The 16737-nt window shown below is 62.4% G+C and carries 14 protein-coding genes and 1 tRNA gene; 6 read left to right on the forward strand and 9 right to left on the reverse strand.

The genetic code is table 11. The features are described 5' to 3' along the window. Positions 1 to 69: 69 nt before the first annotated feature. Entirely contained in the window at positions 70 to 528 is a 459-nt protein-coding gene (locus tag DWV00_RS28350) for a hypothetical protein (protein ID WP_115536945.1), read from the reverse strand. Between the two features lie 637 nt (positions 529 to 1165). Between DWV00_RS28350 and DWV00_RS28355 the strand changes: the two genes are divergently transcribed. Genes DWV00_RS28355 through DWV00_RS28380 form a run of 6 tightly spaced genes read left to right on the forward strand, consistent with a single transcriptional unit; the run spans position 1166 to position 9216 of the window. Beyond that, the gene (locus tag DWV00_RS28355; protein ID WP_115536946.1) at positions 1166 to 2581 is read left to right on the forward strand and encodes a SagB family peptide dehydrogenase; all 1416 of its coding nucleotides are present in this window, start codon (positions 1166 to 1168) and stop codon (positions 2579 to 2581) included. Between the two features lie 15 nt (positions 2582 to 2596). After that, positions 2597 to 3262, forward strand: a complete 666-nt coding sequence (locus tag DWV00_RS28360) for an RNA polymerase sigma factor (protein ID WP_115536947.1) — start codon at positions 2597 to 2599, stop codon at positions 3260 to 3262. Positions 3263 to 3322: 60 nt separating this feature from the next. After that, complete coding sequence (locus tag DWV00_RS28365) at positions 3323 to 4321, forward strand: NHLP bacteriocin system secretion protein (protein WP_115536948.1); 999 nt, start codon at positions 3323 to 3325, stop codon at positions 4319 to 4321. A 40-nt stretch (positions 4322 to 4361) separates the two neighbouring features. Further along, on the forward strand, positions 4362 to 6590 hold the full coding sequence (locus tag DWV00_RS28370) for an NHLP family bacteriocin export ABC transporter peptidase/permease/ATPase subunit (RefSeq protein WP_115536949.1): 2229 nt from the start codon (positions 4362 to 4364) through the stop codon (positions 6588 to 6590). Next, positions 6590 to 8839 (forward strand): NHLP bacteriocin export ABC transporter permease/ATPase subunit, encoded by a 2250-nt coding sequence (locus tag DWV00_RS28375; RefSeq protein ID WP_115536950.1) that lies wholly within the window; start codon positions 6590 to 6592, stop codon positions 8837 to 8839. Before DWV00_RS28370 ends, DWV00_RS28375 begins: the two co-directional genes overlap by 1 nt. After that, positions 8836 to 9216 carry a zf-HC2 domain-containing protein gene (locus DWV00_RS28380; protein WP_115536951.1) on the forward strand — a complete coding sequence of 127 codons (381 nt, stop codon included), beginning with the start codon at positions 8836 to 8838 and terminating at the stop codon, positions 9214 to 9216. The genes DWV00_RS28375 and DWV00_RS28380 overlap by 4 nt, the downstream gene beginning before the upstream one ends. Before the next feature lie 15 nt (positions 9217 to 9231). Here DWV00_RS28380 and DWV00_RS28385 read toward each other — a convergent pair whose 3' ends face one another. From DWV00_RS28385 to petA, 8 genes are all read right to left on the reverse strand, one after another. Next, positions 9232 to 11487, reverse strand: a complete 2256-nt coding sequence (locus DWV00_RS28385; protein WP_115536952.1) for a TOMM precursor leader peptide-binding protein — start codon at positions 11485 to 11487, stop codon at positions 9232 to 9234. Positions 11488 to 11565: 78 nt separating this feature from the next. Then, positions 11566 to 11835 (reverse strand): NHLP leader peptide family RiPP precursor, encoded by a 270-nt coding sequence (locus DWV00_RS28390; RefSeq protein ID WP_115536953.1) that lies wholly within the window; start codon positions 11833 to 11835, stop codon positions 11566 to 11568. A 596-nt stretch (positions 11836 to 12431) separates the two neighbouring features. After that, a tRNA-Thr gene (locus DWV00_RS28395) sits at positions 12432 to 12507 on the reverse strand. A 19-nt stretch (positions 12508 to 12526) separates the two neighbouring features. After that, positions 12527 to 13036 carry a ClpXP protease specificity-enhancing factor gene (locus DWV00_RS28400; protein WP_115536954.1) on the reverse strand — a complete coding sequence of 170 codons (510 nt, stop codon included), beginning with the start codon at positions 13034 to 13036 and terminating at the stop codon, positions 12527 to 12529. An 87-nt stretch (positions 13037 to 13123) separates the two neighbouring features. Beyond that, positions 13124 to 13735: a glutathione S-transferase N-terminal domain-containing protein gene (locus DWV00_RS28405; protein WP_006052302.1), complete on the reverse strand. Its 612-nt coding sequence runs from the start codon at positions 13733 to 13735 to the stop codon at positions 13124 to 13126. A 101-nt stretch (positions 13736 to 13836) separates the two neighbouring features. Continuing rightward, positions 13837 to 14604: a cytochrome c1 gene (locus DWV00_RS28410; protein WP_115536955.1), complete on the reverse strand. Its 768-nt coding sequence runs from the start codon at positions 14602 to 14604 to the stop codon at positions 13837 to 13839. 22 nt (positions 14605 to 14626) lie between these two features. Then, complete coding sequence (locus DWV00_RS28415) at positions 14627 to 16009, reverse strand: cytochrome b (RefSeq protein ID WP_115536956.1); 1383 nt, start codon at positions 16007 to 16009, stop codon at positions 14627 to 14629. Beyond that, positions 16010 to 16630: a ubiquinol-cytochrome c reductase iron-sulfur subunit gene (petA, locus tag DWV00_RS28420; RefSeq protein ID WP_115536957.1), complete on the reverse strand. Its 621-nt coding sequence runs from the start codon at positions 16628 to 16630 to the stop codon at positions 16010 to 16012. Positions 16631 to 16737 lie beyond the last annotated feature (107 nt).

Genomic DNA, 16737 nt, shown 5'->3' on the forward strand with positions numbered 1-16737 from the left:
CAAGTCGAACAATGTCGCGCCACGCGGCCTCCCAAAACAAACGAGCCACGCAAACATCGCGAGGCCCGTCTATCGCATCGGTGTCTGCAGTAAGCCCCGTCCAGGCGTCTGCTTTGTACGGCTTGCGCGGTAAAAGGCCCCATCTTGATAAACCACGATGCCCTTGCCGCGACGGAACACATAGCCGCATGGCTCGGCGTCGAGCACAAGCGTACGAGCCGAAAGACCGGCATCTTTGGGTCCCGCTTTGTATTCGCGGAGCAGCAATGAGGTTGTATCCTGCTCGGAAGCCCGCATCTCATCGACCGTGCAGTCGTCGCCTCCAATTTTCAGGCTGTCTTTCGTTATGACGACCTGCTGCCCGACAAGACGGCGTAGCTCATCATTGCTGACGGACACTTCGCCGAACCCAACAATGGAATCGACATGCCACACCCCGTAAAAGCCGGCGGCGGCGCCAGCTGTTGGTGAGGCAAACCCGCTAGCACTAGCGGCAAACAAGCACGCTGCAAGCAGGTACCGCGTCATTGGCCCGCCCCCTGGAAAGGTGCGGATTCACGCTGTCGCCGCAGCACTATCCCTGATTAGGCCTACCAGGGCCCGACGCCCGGCCCCGTCGACGATAGATTCCTTGTGTCATTTGCACCTGCCTTTTTTTGTCGTTTGCTTTTGCCATTGTCGGCTCTCTCAGTTCCTGGGCATGAAGATCGACTTCCGGTCGCTCATTCCTGCGACGGCATAACGTCGATCAGCCATCTAAGTTTATGAAGTGCAGGCCGTTCGTGCATCGAGAATGGATGAGAGGCCGATGCTATGCCCATGCAACAGAACAGACTTGTCTGAGTACATGGTCAGCAATCCGGAAGATTTCGGACGACTTTGAAAGCCGTCGAAACAGCATATGGTGCCGGGCGTGGCGATCTACGCGCTCGCCGCGGCAGGACGGCGCCGGTCGATCGCCGCCGCATGACGCCTTGGCAACTACGACGGATAGGGAACAGCGTCTGTAGCGCGTTTGCGCTACAGACGAGATCCGCCAGCGGAAATATATTCGCGCACATTCAATTTAGAGCCCGTTCGCGTCAACAAATAGGGCTGAAAAATCCAAGATGGAACGGGGAATGGACATTCGCGGCAAGCCTCGAAGGGCGGGGTAGTGACAATCATGTGGAGCGACTACCGCCTTCATCTGCGCCAGCACGTGGAGACACGTGATGACGGCCAAGACCGATTGATCGTCAATGCCGACGGCTCGGCAATACGCTGTCATGCCATTCAACCCGATCAAGATGCGCTGCTGGCTGCCTTAGCGGACGGCGGGGGAACGCGCGACGGCTTGATCGCTCAGATCGTCGCCGGCAATCGCGATGCGGATGAAGCCCGGTTGCTGCGATTGCTCGAACGGCTGGCGGCCAGAGGATTTCTCACCTTCACGCTGACGGCGGGCGCTGCCTCGCTCGCCTGCCTGGAACCTGCAGCGCCCGGCTTTGAACTCCTACCGCCGGAAGACAGCTCCGCCGCATTTCGCCTTTCACGATTTGCCTGGCTGCGCCGCGCGGGCGATAGCGCCCTGCTGGAATGCAGTCTCGGCCACGCAAGCTTGTCGCTTTTCGATAGCCGCATGACGGCTTGGATCGGCATGTTGGCACTGCCGCAGACGATCGACTCGCTGTCAGCCGCCACGCCTGGCATGACACAGCAAACCGCAGCCAGTTTCATCTGGTTGCTAAGACACGTGCGTGCGGTCTTTCCGTGCGATGCCGACGGCTCGATCGCCGAGGATAGCAATCCGGCACTTCAGCTCCAGGATTTTCACGACCGGTTGTTCCATACTCGTTCGCGTACTCACGACACCCCGGTCTTCGGCGCCAGGCCGCGCTTTTTCGATACGCCTCCGCGCTCTCCTGTCATCAAACCGGCAGGCGTTGGGCAACGAATCGTTCTGGGGCCTGTGCAGCCGCGGCATGCCGATTTTTTCGAGGTGCTGGAAAGCCGGCGTTCGGTCAGAGAAAATGGCGAGCAAGCGCTGGAGATCGATCAACTCAGCGCGTTTCTCTGGCATGTGGCCCGTATCCAGTCCCATATCCCGGCCACCCCCGGCCGCCCGCAAGAATACGAAAGGACGCTTCGCCCCTGCGCGGGCGGCGGCGGCATGCACGAGTTGGAGCTCTATTTGATCGTGCATCGATGCCAAGGCCTGACGCCAGCGATGTATCGTTATGCCCCGCTCGATCACGAACTGGAATTCGTCAGCAGTCCTACTCAATCGCAGGTTACGCTGCTCGGCCACGCCAGAATCGCGTCCGGCAGGCAAGACACGCCCGACATTTTGATTGTCCTGGCCTCCCGCTTCAATCGCATGGCCTGGAAATACCAGGGCATGGCCTACGCTGCCACGCTGAAACACGTCGGCGTGATGTACCAGCAAATGTATCTGGTCGCCACGGCGCTCGGGCTGGCCCCCTGCGCCTTGGGCGCCGGCAGCCCGGACACATTCGCGCGTGCGACGGGTCTCGACGCTTTCGAGGAGTCGTCCGTCGGCGAATTCATGCTTTCCGGCCAACCGCGCAAGCTGTCCTGAGCGGGCCGGGCAAAAATGAATGTCATGCTCGCTTCTCCCGCAACGACCGAGGAAGTTGCCGCCGATGGCCCTGCGCGAGCGTCCGGGGCGAGCGCCCGAGGTTCGACTTCGTTTGATGACGAGGCAGCCGACTCGGCCTGTATCGCCGAAGTATTGAATGGCGGCAGGGACCGGTTCACCGAACTCGTGATCCGCTACCAGCCCCGGGTGAGGCGCTTTTTGCTGCGCCATACCCAGCAGCCGGACGACGTGGCCGACCTGACGCAGGAGACCTTTGTCCAGGCCTATCTGAAGCTGCCGAGCTGGCGGGCCGAAGCGAAATTCTCGACTTGGTTGATCGGCATCGCCTTCAATCTCGCGCGCAACCATGCGAACCGCAGTCCGCATCTTCGGCATGTCCACGGCACACTTAGCGAGCAGGACGAAGCCACGGCCATCGGCATTGGCCTCGACCCGGAGCGAGCCTTTGCCGACAGCAGCCGCTATCTCGCCGTGCTGGTTGCGCTCGGACAATTGCCCGCCGAGTTGCGGTTGCCCCTAACACTGATCGCACTGGACGACATCCCCTACGACCAAGCAGCGGTCCTGCTCGCGATCCCCATCGGCACGCTCAAAAGCCGTCTGAACCGGGCACGGCGGCTCTTGCGCGGCACCCTCGAATATCACGGCCACATCGATTAGCCATGCGTAAAGACTCATCCGGCCTTCCCTCATCCAACGCCATTTCCCGGTAACCGCATCATGCCCAGCCCCTTGTTTCGTGATGCCGCCCTGCAGAACCTGGCCTCGCCAGAGCAGTTGGACCAGGTTATCCGGATCACCCGGCCGCGCGCCTGGATCGCTCTGCTCATCCTAGGCCTGGTGCTCGTCGCCGTCTTCTCGTGGAGCCTGCTCGGCTCCCTGCCCAGCACGATCCAAGGACAAGGCCTCCTCATTCGCCAGGGCGGCACCTACAACATCGTCGCGACCGGCGGCGGCGTGCTGACGGCATTCGACGGTTTGCAGCCCGGACAAGCCGTCCACAAGGGGCAAGTGCTCGCCGGCATCGCTCAACCGCTCTTGACCCATCAGCGCGATGCCGCGCGCACGGAGCTGCGACAACTTGAAATGGAGCGCGACGGCATGGAAAAGCGCCAACCTTCCGACCCGCTCATCCCTGAATTCGACGCTCGGATACTAAGCGCACGGCATCGTCTCGATGACGTGACGGCCCAGTTGTCGTTGAACGATAAGGTGGTCAGCCCGTACGACGGCGTCGTGGTGGAAGTCTTGGCCAATCAGGGCGACGTCGTCGCCGCCAATCAGCCCTTGCTGTCGGTGGAAGGCGCGCAGCGTTCACTCGAAGCGCTGATCTACGTACCGCCGCGCAGCGAAGCCGCGGCGATCCGCCCCGGCATGGCCGTTCAACTATCGCCGGCCACGGCGCGCAAGGAGCGCTACGGTTACCTGGCCGGCAAGGTCAGGTCGGTGTCCAAGTATCCCTCCACGGAGCGCGGCATGCTCGCCGTCGTCGACAATCCGGGCCTGGTGCGCCAACTGTCGAGCGACGGCCCCCCGGTTGCCGTCACGGTGGATCTGATCCCGGACGCCACGACCCGAAGCGGATATCGCTGGTCGTCGCGCGCCGCGAGCGAGTTGGACCTCAACAGCGGCACGCTGGCCTCGGCGAGCGTCACCGTCGAAGTCCAGAAGCCGATCAGCTTGGTCATCCCGCTACTCAAACGAGCCGGCGGCCTGTGAGCCTCGCGCATGCCGCGCAAACGATAAACGACGCAAGCTCATGCCGCTAAGATCCTTCCTCGCCTCGTGCGCCAACTTGCGCGGCCCCGGCAACACAGCCGACGCCGCCGCCCGGGTGCGTACGCCCACCGTCCTGCAAATGGAGGCGGTGGAATGCGGCGCCGCCGCGCTGGGCATCGTGCTGGGTTTTCATGAGAAGTACGTGCCGCTGGAAGAACTGCGCATCGCTTGCGGCGTGTCCCGCGACGGCGCTAAGGCCAGCAGCGTGGTCAAGGCCGCGCGCACCTACGGTCTGACCGCGCGCGGCGCACGCCTCGAGATCGCCGATTTGCGCAAGCAAAAACTTCCCGCGATCCTGTTCTGGAATTTCAATCATTTCGTCGTGCTCGAAGGTTTCGGCAAGCGCGGCGTCTACCTCAACGACCCGGCCGGCGGCCCGCGCCAAGTCACCTACGAGGCATTCGAAAAAGCCTTCACCGGAGTGACGTTGCTGTTCGACCGCGGCCCCGACTTCGTGCCCAGCGGACGCATGCCCGGCATACTCAAGGCCCTGGTCGTGCGACTGAGCCACGTCAAGAGCGCGCTGTGGTTCGTGATGCTGGCCAGCCTGGCGCTGGTCGTTCCCGGCGTGCTCGTCCCGGTGTTTTCGAAAGTCTTCGTCGACAACTACCTGATCGGCCGCATGAACGGATGGATCAAACCGCTGCTGATCGGCATGGCCGGCACCGCCGCGGTGCGCGGTGTGCTGACCTGGCTGCAGCAAAAGTATCTGCTGCGGCTGGAAACGCATTTGTCGGTGACGGGCTCCAGCACCTTTTTCTGGCACATCCTGCGGCTGCCGCTCGAGTTCTTCTCGCAGCGTCACGCGGGCGACATCAGCCAGCGCGTCGAAGCCAACGACCGCGTGGCGCAGCTGTTGTCGGGCGAGCTGGCCACCAACGCCGTCAACACGGTGATGCTGGTCTTCTACCTCGCGGTCATGCTGACTTACGACTGGAGCCTGACATTGGTAGGCGTGGCACTGACGGCGCTCAACCTGATCGCCCTCAAGGCGATCGACCGGCTGCGCACGGACGGCAACATGCTGTTGTTGCAAGATCGCGGCAAACTCATGGCGGCCACGATAGGTGGCATCCAGACGATCGAAACCATCAAGGCCAGCGGTGCCGAAAACGACTTTTTCGCGCGCTGGACCGGCTACCGGGCCAAGGTCAACAACACCGAACAACGGCTGGAATTCCACACCCGCCTGCTGTCGGCATTGCCGGGCTTGCTCAACGCACTGATCGGCGTCGCCGTTCTCGGTTTGGGCGGCGCGCAGGTCATCGCCGGGGCGATGTCCATCGGCACGCTGGTGGCATTCCAAAGCCTCATGACCAGCCTCACGACACCCGTGAGCAAGTTGATGACGCTCGCCGGCAAGTACCAGGAAGCCAAGGGCGACATGGCCAGATTGAGCGACGTCATGCGCTACCCCATGGATCGCGATTTCGCGGAGCCCACGCAGGCCACGCCGGCCACGGACACCACGGCGACGGCCCATGCCAAATTGCGGGGCCATCTGGAGCTGCGCAACATCAGCTTCGGCTACAGCCGGCTGGAGCCCGCGCTGATCGAGGATTTCAACCTGAGCCTGGCGCCGGGACGGCGCGTAGCGTTGGTGGGCGGCTCGGGCAGCGGCAAGTCGACCGTGGCCCGCATCGTCCTGGGGCTGAATCACCCTTGGTCCGGCGAGGTCTTGTTCGACGGCGTGCCGCGCCATCAGGTGCCGCGGCCGGTGCTGGTCGGCTCGCTGGCCGGGGTCGAGCAGGAACCCTATCTGTTCGAAGGCAGTGTGCGCGACAACCTGACACTGTGGGATTCGACGCTGCCACAAGCCGACATGATCCAGGCGGCCCGCGACGCGCTGATCCACGACGCGATCGTCGGCCGGCCCGACGGCTACGACAGCGGCGTCGGCGAGGCCGGCGCCGGATTCAGCGGCGGACAGATCCAGCGGCTGGACATCGCGCGAGCGCTGGCGGCGGGGCCCCGCATTCTGGTGCTGGACGAAGCCACCTCGGCCCTGGACCCGCTAACCGAAATGACGATCGACGCCAATATCCGCGCGCGCGGCTGCGCTTGCCTCATCATCGCGCATCGATTGTCGACGGTGCGCGATGCCGACGAAATCATCGTCATGGAGCACGGCCGTATCGTCGAACGCGGCACGCACGAAGCGCTGCTCGCCGGCAACGGTGCATACAGCAAGCTCATCAGGAGCGCTTGATGTCGGATACCACCACGGACACCCTAGCCGAACCCGCACGCTCGGTAGAAGCGGACCTCGGCGGCGATCCCGATGCGCTGGCCCTGCAACGTCACCAGCGCACCGATGAACGCAATCTGAACCGCGCACTGGGCGCGATGGCCGCCCTGCTCGATGCCGGTACCCCGCCTGCGTCGGCGGACGGCGGTCCGGAGACGGTATTGGCCGCCACGTTGGCGCGCGTGCTGGCGGCAAGCGGCGTGCAGACCACCTTCAAGGCCGTCGATCCCGCGCTCGACGCATTCGACAGCTTGCGGCAACTCGCCCGGCAAGCCCGTGTCGCCACACGCAAGGTCAAGCTCGAAGGCGGACACTGGTGGCAGGAAGATGCCGGCCCCTTGCTGGGTAGTCTCAAGGACGGCGGACGGCCGGTCGCGCTGCTGCCGCAATCGGGCGGCGGCTACCGCATCGAAGATTTGGAAAGCGGCCGAGTGAGCCGGCTCGACGCGACCAGCGCGGCCGGGCTGGAGCCACACGCCTGGATGTTCTTCCGCACGTTTCCGGCCCGCGCCGTCGGCCTGCTGGATCTGTTGCGCTTCGGGCTCGTCGGCACGCGCAAGGACCGCTTGACCGTGATCGCTTGCGGGTTGCTGGGCGGACTGCTGGCGCTGTTCACGCCATTGGCGACCGGCGTGCTGGTGGACCACGTCGTTCCGGATGCGCGCAGCAGCGAACTGGTGCAGTTGGTGCTGTTGCTGATCACGGCGACCTTGGGCGTGGCCGCGTTCGAACTAGTGCGGGGCTGGTCTGCCCTCCGTATCGAGGGACGTCTGAGCGTGGCCGCCGAATCGGCCATCATCGAGCGTCTGATCAGCCTGCCCGCGCCGTTCTTCCGGAACTACGCGGCCGGCGACCTGGCGCAGCGCGCGCTGTCGATCAACAGCATCTTGCAACTGATCTCTCATGCCACCCAGTCCGCGGTGCTGAGCTGGATGTTCGGCTTGTTCAGCTTCATCTACATGTTCGTGTTGAGCTGGCAATTGGGGCTGGTCGCGACCGCACTGGTGGCGCTCGTCGTGCTGGTGACGGTCGGCTTCAATCTCTGGCGGCTGCGGATCGAGCGGCGCCTGTTCGCCTTGCAGGGTACCGTCGCGAGCCGGGTGTTGCAGATCTTGGGCGGCATCGGCAAGCTGCGCGTCGGTGGCGCGGAAAACCGCGCCTTCGTCTTGTGGGCAAGGGACTTCACCCGCCAAAAACAGCTCGGCATGGCCGTGCGCGCACTCGGCAACGTCCTTGAAGTATTCAATGCCAGCTTCGTCGTCATCGCCTCCGGCACGCTGTTCGCGGCCATCACGTGGTTCCGCGGCGACGTCACCACCGGTCTGTTCGTCGCCTTCAACACGGCCTTCATCCAATGCCTCACGGCAACGCTGGCACTAGCCGCCGCACTGACCGAATCGCTCGGCGCGATACCGTTGTACGAACGCGCCCGGCCAATCCTCCTCACCTCGCCCGAAGAACAAGCCTCGCAAGCGCAAGCCGGCCCGCTGCAAGGTAACATCGACATCAGCCGAGTCACGTTCAGTTATGCCAAGGAAGGCCCGCCGGTCCTCGATGACATTTCCCTGCACGTGTCCCAGGGCGAATTCGTTGCCGTGGTCGGGCCGTCCGGCTCCGGTAAGTCGACGCTGTTCAGGCTCTTGCTGGGTTTCGAACAGCCGGCATCGGGGGCGGTCTATTACGACGGGCAGGACCTCGCGGGGCTGGATGCCGGATCGGTGCGCCGGCAACTCGGCGTGGTGCTGCAAAACGGCAAGTTGATGCCGGGCGATATTTTCACGAACATCGTCGGTTCCGCGCCCCGAACCCTGGACCAAGCCTGGGAAGCGGCGCGCATGGCGGGCATGGATGAGGATATCCGCGCCATGCCCATGGGCATGCATACGGTGATCGCCGAAGGCATGAATACGATTTCGGGCGGCCAGCGTCAGCGCTTGATGATCGCCAGGGCGCTGGTCAACCGGCCCGCCGTGCTGCTGTTCGACGAAGCCACCAGCGCACTCGACAACCAGACCCAGGCCATCGTGACAGAAAGCATCGGCCGGCTGGGCGCCACCCGCATCGTGATCGCGCACCGGCTATCGACTATTCGGCAAGCAGATCGTATCGTCGTCATCGATGCTGGCAAGGTGGTCGAGACGGGAAGTTACGACGCGCTAATCGCCTTGAACGGCCATTTCGCAGCACTGGCAAAGAGACAGCAACTGTGAACGATATCTCGTGCGAGACATTTCTGGCGCTGGTTTGCGATCAACTCGACGGCGCACCGCTTGCTGCGGATCCGGCATCGATGGAAGCCCATCTGCTTGCGTGCCGTGAATGCCGGGAGGATGCGGCGAAGCTGATGAAGGACGATGCGTTGCTCAAAGCACTGCGAGACACCGAATCGGCGGCGCTGGAGAAGGCGCAGGCAACGTCTCAGTCGCTCGATGATCCGCTGATTCAACGCATCGTCGAGCGCCTGCAAGGCCTCCCGACCTATTCGTCGAACCCCGACGGCAGCCGCGATTTGACCGATCAGGAACTGGAATGGTTGTCGGCCGCCGGCACGGCGATACCGCCGGATTGGCCCGTCACCAAGAAATAGCGCCTCGGCAATCGCTCAAATGAAGATGGGAATCGGATTGAGCGCTTCTTCGGGTAGCGGCTTGTCGAGCCACCCCATCCGCACCGGCACGTCGTACAAGCGACCCGGCGCGAAGCGCGCCCAGAAATGCCTCAGCCCGGGCACCACCACCTTGGCGACGGGCATGCCGATATCGGGCCGGGTCTGGTTCAAGACCAGCATTTCCATCCCCTTGCTTTCGACGATGCCGCGGCAATGATGGATGTCCTGCAGGAATTCGCCACTGTGCTGCACTGGATAGTCGCCTAGGCACTTAAGCCGTTGCTCGGGGTCGGCCGCCATGTACGGCTGATTGGCCGTGGTGGCGTGATTCAGCCAGTTCAAGAGATCCGTGTCCTGCGCGTGCAGGGCCGCCCCCTCCATCGCATTGGCGGCGTCGGCCAACCCGATCATCTGATTCATTTCAGCGAAGGCGCGCTGCAAAGCAATGCGCGCATCCAGATGACAGCCCAGGCCGAACAGGATCTGTTCCGGTTCGCCCTCCGCCAACTTCGACACCGCGACAAAAGCGGGAATCCCCAAGTCGGAAGTCACGTCCAGGGCCCAGATCCGGCGTTGATATCGCTGGCGGTAGTGTTCTTGCATTCGCAGCAAGAAAGGCTCGCGGAAAGACGCGATGTCCACCCCCGGCCTCGATAGCCGGTTGTACCACCAAAGCGCCACCGCATCGCGTTCCACCAGTTCGAAGAACCCCTGCAAGATCGCCTCTTCCAGCGTATTGCCGGATGCGTTCCCGTTCGAGCACCCGGCGCTGTAAAAGCGAGGGTCACCGTCTTTTGCCGGCGCCTGATAATAGGCCAGTTGCGTCGGCACATACTTGTGGCGCTGTGCCGTGAGCGACCACAGCGGCGTCCAATCGATGGCCACATCGTCGTCCAGCCACTCGGGAACGTTATTGAAATGCGAGTGCTTGGCGTTCCAGACAGCGCGCTCGGCATACTGGCGTTGACTGTAAAACATGATGTCGCGAGGATGAATTGCCTCGCCTTCTTTCCAATCGCTGAAGGCGCACGTACGGCGCAATTCGGTGCCGGTGAATTCGCCGCTGTAGCGCTCGATGGCCTCGCACAATGCACTGGTCTTGGCTTGGGTTTCCGATACGCCCTTGCCCGCGCTGGCGCTGCGCAAACCCTGCTTGAGCTGCTGCACGTGTTCGAGTTTGACGGCGCTGTTGTGGCCCGCCATGTAGACGTGGGCGATCCCATCCGCACTCGAGACCGGCTCCAATCGCGACACCACACCGGTAATCGGACTGATCAGGTGTTCGTATTTCTTCAGCGTCTCTTCCGGCGCCACGCTGCGATGGCCGCCATCCCGCACGAAGCCGGCGGTCCCGGGGCTGAGTCGCAAAGCCTGCAAGGTAGGCTCGTCCGCCGAGCCGCAAGCCGGGCAATACGGATGGCGCACGAGGGCGTGCGCGTGCGGGACGAACCCGCTCCAACGCAAACTGCGCATGCTGTCGCGCAATCCGGTGGCGACGCCCGCCAGAAACTGCGCCGCCGCGGTGGCCGCCATGCTCGACGCGGCGGCCTGGGTGGTCGGCAGCATGCTTTGCGCGGTCAGCGGAAAAAGCGACAGCGGGTCTTTCTGCGCGACGAAGCCGTGTCCGATACGATTGCGCGCCAGACGCTGGCGCAGGCATGCCCAGCATGCGCCTTGGCCGGGCTCGAACAAAGGGCCCAGCCACAATTCCGGCCCCGTCACGCGCGCGAGCAGCCACGGCTGGTTTGCCTGCAAGGCATCGGCATTGATAGCGGCCAGTTCGGGGCGAAGATAATCGTCCGTCAGCACGACCAGCAAATCGGCGTGCTCGGGCGGCGCCACGGGAATCGACATCGCATCGAGCGCGGCGCGCAAGCCGGCGACATCCGCCATGCCGAGGCTGCGCAGCGCCACCGATTTCCCCTGCAACGCCGCCTGCGCCGAAGCGGCGTCGACACCCGCAGCCTGCCAGAACGCCGCGACGGAGGGCTCAATCTCCGGCGTGGCTTCCACCACATGCCCTTGCTCGTGCAATTGGCCGATGGCGTAGTACACCCTGGCCGCATCGACCGCGCCGGCCAGGGCGTCGACGATCTCATCGGTACTGCGATGGCCGTCGATCAACGGAACGATTTTTTCGTAAGGCGTGCCGGTCAAGGCCCAGATATTGTCTTCCGAGAGTATCAGCGCCCCCTCTCCCGAGATGGATGCCGCGTGAAGATGGGCTTTGTAGGTAGGCACTTTAATCATGAGGCTTCGCAAAAGACGATCGAGGCTAGCACTGAGCGGGAAATCAGGATGCTGGACGCGCATGCGCCCAGCGTGCTCTTATCGACACGGAAAGGTGGCGAAGCAGAAACCGCCGCCAGCCACGACGTCCAGTTGCTCGTCGCTCAGTTCCGTCGGACTAGCGGGAATGACCAGATTGAGAGTCTGTGCCGTATCTTCAACCGCCTTGACGGTCACGCCGGCAGGCACCGCCACGCCTTCGGCCGTAAGCGTCGCCACCGGGTCGGCCAGCAGCTTCTGTTTGAATGCATCGTCCGCCCAGCATTTGGCGATGATCTTTCCCATTTCTTTAGCGCGTTGGTCATTCATGATGTGCTCCTTTTCCTTCTGGGTTGGTAAAACTTGGGTTGGCGTTTCGTGAGTAACGGGCGGCGCAAAAAAGATCTTGGAACTACGCAAAAACGTCTGTGGGGGCGAAGCGTTTCGCGTTGAACATGATCTTGGTCCGTCAATTTTTTGTTTTCTTATCAGGACTTAGGAAGCCATGCTCGACTCGAGCGGCGGCCGGCTCCCCACCATGCAATGTGCGTGGTGCATGATTCCCTACCCCGTGGATTTTGATTTTTAAGACGCGCACGAGTATAGAGACGTGAGGCGTGGCTTGCTGTAGCACAAACGCGCTACATAGGCCGGTCGCTCCATCATTGGGGCCGCCCTCACGAGCGATACCGCCGGATCGACTAAGCGAGGCTATCCGCTGTGAGTTGTAAAGACACGCTCCGCGAAGCGAGGACATACCTGCGGGAAGCGTTCGCGGCGAAAGCCGAGGAATTCAGCACGTATGCGGTCATGCTGGAGGAGGAGGACGAAGCGCGACTCACCGAGGTTCGCAACGACCGGCGCTAGTCACATCCGCGCAAAAAAAAACGGGCTACGCAAACATCGCGTAACCCGTTTATCGCATATGGTGCCGGCTGCAGGACTCGAACCCGCCACCTGATGATTACAAATCAACTGCTCTACCAGATGAGCTAAGCCGGCGTGAGTCGGCGATTCTACTTCATTTCACGACTTTGAGGTGACCTTTACCGCCGCCGCCCTTACCGCCGTCGTCGTCGGTGCGCGGACGGTTAGCATCGCCGCTTCCCTCCGGCGCACGCGGCGCGCTCTCGCGCGGCAACGTTGCGTCGGATTCGGAATCGGCCGCTTCCTGAACCTCGCTGCTCGCCACAGGCCCGCTTTGCGCGGCGCCCGTCGCGGGCTCGACGGGAAATGCCATGCCCTGCCCGTTCTCGCGCGCATAGATCGCCAGCACGTTCGTCACCTGCACTTCGATCTTATGCACCTTGCCCGAAAACCGCGCGCTGAACTCGATCCATTCGTTGCCCATCTGCAACTGGCTCGTCGCCTCGAAGCTGATGTTCAACACGATCTCGTCGTTATGCACGAACTGACGCGGCACGCGTGTCTGGTTATCCACGCGCACCGCGATATGCGGCGTATAGCCGTTGTCCGTGCACCATTCGTACAACGCACGCAGCAGATAAGGCTTAGTCGAAATTTCTTGCATCAACTGTCCTCATACGAAGCTCGGCAGCGCCGCCCATGCAATGCTGCAACAAGCGCATGGAGCACGAGCGGCGCCTCCGAACTCGACTTACCGGCGCATCACCTTTTCCGAGGGCGTCAGCGCCTCGATATACGCCGGCCGGCTGAAGATACGCTCGGCGTACTTCATCAGCGGCGCGGCATTCTTCGACAACTCGATCCCGTAGTGGTCGAGGCGCCACAGCAGCGGGGCGATCGCCACGTCGAGCATCGAGAACTCTTCGCCGAGCATGTACTTGTTCTTCAAGAAGATCGGCGCCAATTGCGTCAGCCGATCGCGGATCGCCAGACGCGCCTTCTCATGATTCTTTTCCGCGGCCTTGCCCTTCTCGTTCTCGAGCGTGCCGACGTGAACGAACAACTCCTTCTCGAAGTTGAGCAGGAACAAGCGCGCACGCGCACGCTGCACCGGATCGGCCGGCATCAGTTGCGGATGCGGGAAGCGCTCGTCGATGTACTCGTTGATGATGTTCGATTCGTACAAGATCAGGTCACGCTCGACCAGAATCGGCACCTGACCGTACGGATTCATCACGGCGATGTCTTCCGGCTTGTTGAACAGGTCGACGTCGCGAATCTCGAAGTCCATGCCCTTTTCGAACAACACCAGCCGGCAACGCTGGGAAAACGGGCAAGTTGTGCCGGAATACAAAACCATCATGTCTAAAGTTTCCTCAAAAAGCTGAAGGGCCAGCTCGCCGGAGCGCCCGCCCGTTTGGCGGGAACTCCCTTGCGCCGGCCCCACACCGTGTCACGGCGTGTTTATTGGACGTCTTTCCAGTACGATGCGTTGAGCCTCCAGGCGAAAAACGTCAGTACGCCCAGGAAAATCAGCACGAACACGCCAAGCTGCCGGCGGGTCTGCTGGGTCGGCTCGGACATCCAAGTCAGGTACGCGACCAGATCCGCCACGGCAGCATCATAATCTACCCGAGACATCGTCCCCGGTTTTACGGTTTCGAAGCCGACGAACTGATGCGTCTTCTCTCCGGTTTCCAGATCCTTCACGTCCTCGAATTTGACCGTACGTATGCCCTGCAATTGCCACAGCACGTTCGGCATGCTGACGTTGTTGAACACCATGTTGTTCCACCCCGTCGGCCGCGTATCGTCGCGGTAGAAGCTGCGCAGGTACGTGTAGAGCCAGTCGCTCCCGCGCGCCCGCGCCTCCACCGACAAATCGGGCGGCGTCACGCCGAACCACGTCTTCGCGTCGTCCGGGCGCATCGCCACCGTCATCGGGTTGCCGACCTTGTCGGTCGTGAACAACAGATTCTGCTCGATTTCCTTCTGGGAAATGCCGATCTGCTCCAGCGCGCTGTACCGCATCAGCTTCGCGCTATGGCAGTTCAAGCAATAGTTTACAAACAATTGCGCTCCATGCTGCAACGAAGCGATATCGTGCGTGTTATTGGGCGCACGATCGAGCTGAAAATCCTCGTCCGCATGGGCCGGTGCCATCGCCACCGCCAACGCCAGTGCCACGCTCGCCCCGCCGATTCGCGCGAGCTTAGTCAGCCAAGTGTTCATATCGTGTTGTCCTCGCTCGCGGTTAATGGGGCTTGAACCGGACACGCTCGGGCGGCTCTTTGAACGTACCGAGCCGGGTCCAGAACGGCATGCCCAGGAAGAACGCGAAGTAGACCAGCGCGCAGATCTGGGCGATCAGCGTCGCCGCCGGCGAAGGCGGTTTCGTCCCCAAAAACGCCAGCGTCAGAAACGCCAGCACGAAGATCCCATAGAACACTTTGTGGAAGAACGGCCGGTAGCGGATCGACTTCACCGGGCTGCGATCGAGCCACGGCAGGAAAAACAGCGAGATCACCGCCGAGCCCATCACCACGACGCCCCAGAATTTGGCTTCGGTGAACGCCATGAAGACGATCAGCAGCGCAGCCAGGACCGGCAGGCCGATGCGCCATTTCCCTCGCGCTCGCGCCAGCGCCAGCAGCCCCAACAGGCCGACGACAATCATCAGCACGATCTTGAACGGATCCGTCGTCGCGCGCAGCATCGCGTAGAACGCCGTGAAATACCAGACCGGCGCGATCTCGGGAGGGGTCTGCAGCGGGTTCGCGGGAATGAAGTTGTTCGATTCGAGGAAGTAGCCGCCCATCTCCGGCGCGAAGAACAGAATCGCCGAGAAGACCATCAAGAACACGCACACGCCGAAGAAATCATGCACCGAGTAGAAGGGGTGGAACGGGATGCCGTCGAGCGGCTTGCCGTTCGCATCCTTCTTGGCCTTGATTTCGATGCCGTCGGGGTTGTTCGACCCCACTTCGTGCAGCGCGACGATGTGCACGAACACGAGCCCGAGCAACACCAGCGGAATGGCGATCACGTGAAACGCGAAGAACCGATTCAGCGTGATGTCGGACACGACGTAGTCGCCACGAATCCAGAGCGACAGATCCGGGCCGACGAACGGGATCGCCGAGAACAAGTTCACGATCACCTGGGCGCCCCAGTACGACATCTGGCCCCAAGGCAGCAGGTAGCCGAAGAACGCCTCGGCCATCAGGCACAGAAAGATCGCGCAGCCGAAGATCCAGACGAGTTCGCGCGGCTTGCGGTACGAGCCGTACATGAGCCCGCGGAACATGTGCAGATAGACGACGACGAAGAACATCGACGCGCCCGTCGAATGCATGTAGCGGATCAGCCAGCCCCACGGCACCTCGCGCATGATGTACTCGACCGACGCGAACGCGAGCTGCGAGTCGGGCTTGTAGTTCATCGTCAGGAAGATGCCCGTGACGATCTGGTTCACGAGCACCAGCAGCGCGAGCGAGCCGAAGAAGTACCAGAAGTTGAAGTTCTTCGGCGCGTAGTACTCGGACAGATGCGCCTTCCACGTCGACGTCATCGGGAACCGCCGGTCGATCCAGCCGGCAAGACCCGTCGTTTCCACCTGCTTTTCCGTTGTCGCCATTTACGCCTCTCCTTCTTCGTCTTTGCCGATCACGATCGTCGTAGGCGTCGTGAACATGTAGCGGGGAACGTCGAGGTTCTGCGGGGCGGGTTTGTCCTTGAAGACGCGGCCGTCCAGATCGTAGGTGGAGCCGTGGCAGGGGCACAGGAAGCCGCCGGGCCAGTTGTCGGGAAGGTTGGCCTGAGGGCCGGGGGTGAAACGGGGCGTAGGCGTGCAGCCCAAGTGCGTGCAGACCGCCACGACGACGAGGATGTTCTGATGATCCTCGCGCGACCGGTACTCGTTCAGGGCGTACTTCGGCATCGGCATCGAGAACGGATTCTCGGACTTCGGATCGACCACTTCGGAATCGGCCTTCTTCACGTCGGCCAGCATGTCCGGCGTGCGGTTCAGAATCCAGACCGGCTTGCCGCGCCAGGCGACGGTCATCAACTGGCCGGGCTCCAATTTGGAGATGTCGACTTCCACGGGTGCGCCGGCCGCCTTGGCCTTCGCCGATGGCTCTAAGGAGTCCACGAAAGGTATTACGGCGGCAACCGCTCCACAGCCGCCTACTGCGGACGTCGTAATCAGCCAGGTACGGCGGCTGCTGTCGACGCGTTCATCTTCTTTATCTCGCATCACACGCCCCACTTCTGAGTTGGATTTCGGTCACCGCTTTTCACCACCGCCGCTAGTTTGCTCGAATGGAGTCGGCATTTACAAGAGCCGTCCGACAAAAACCGTGC

Origin of the sequence: Trinickia dinghuensis (assembly GCF_003367175.1) — a bacterium.
GTDB classification, from domain to species: Bacteria; Pseudomonadota; Gammaproteobacteria; order Burkholderiales; family Burkholderiaceae; genus Trinickia; species Trinickia dinghuensis.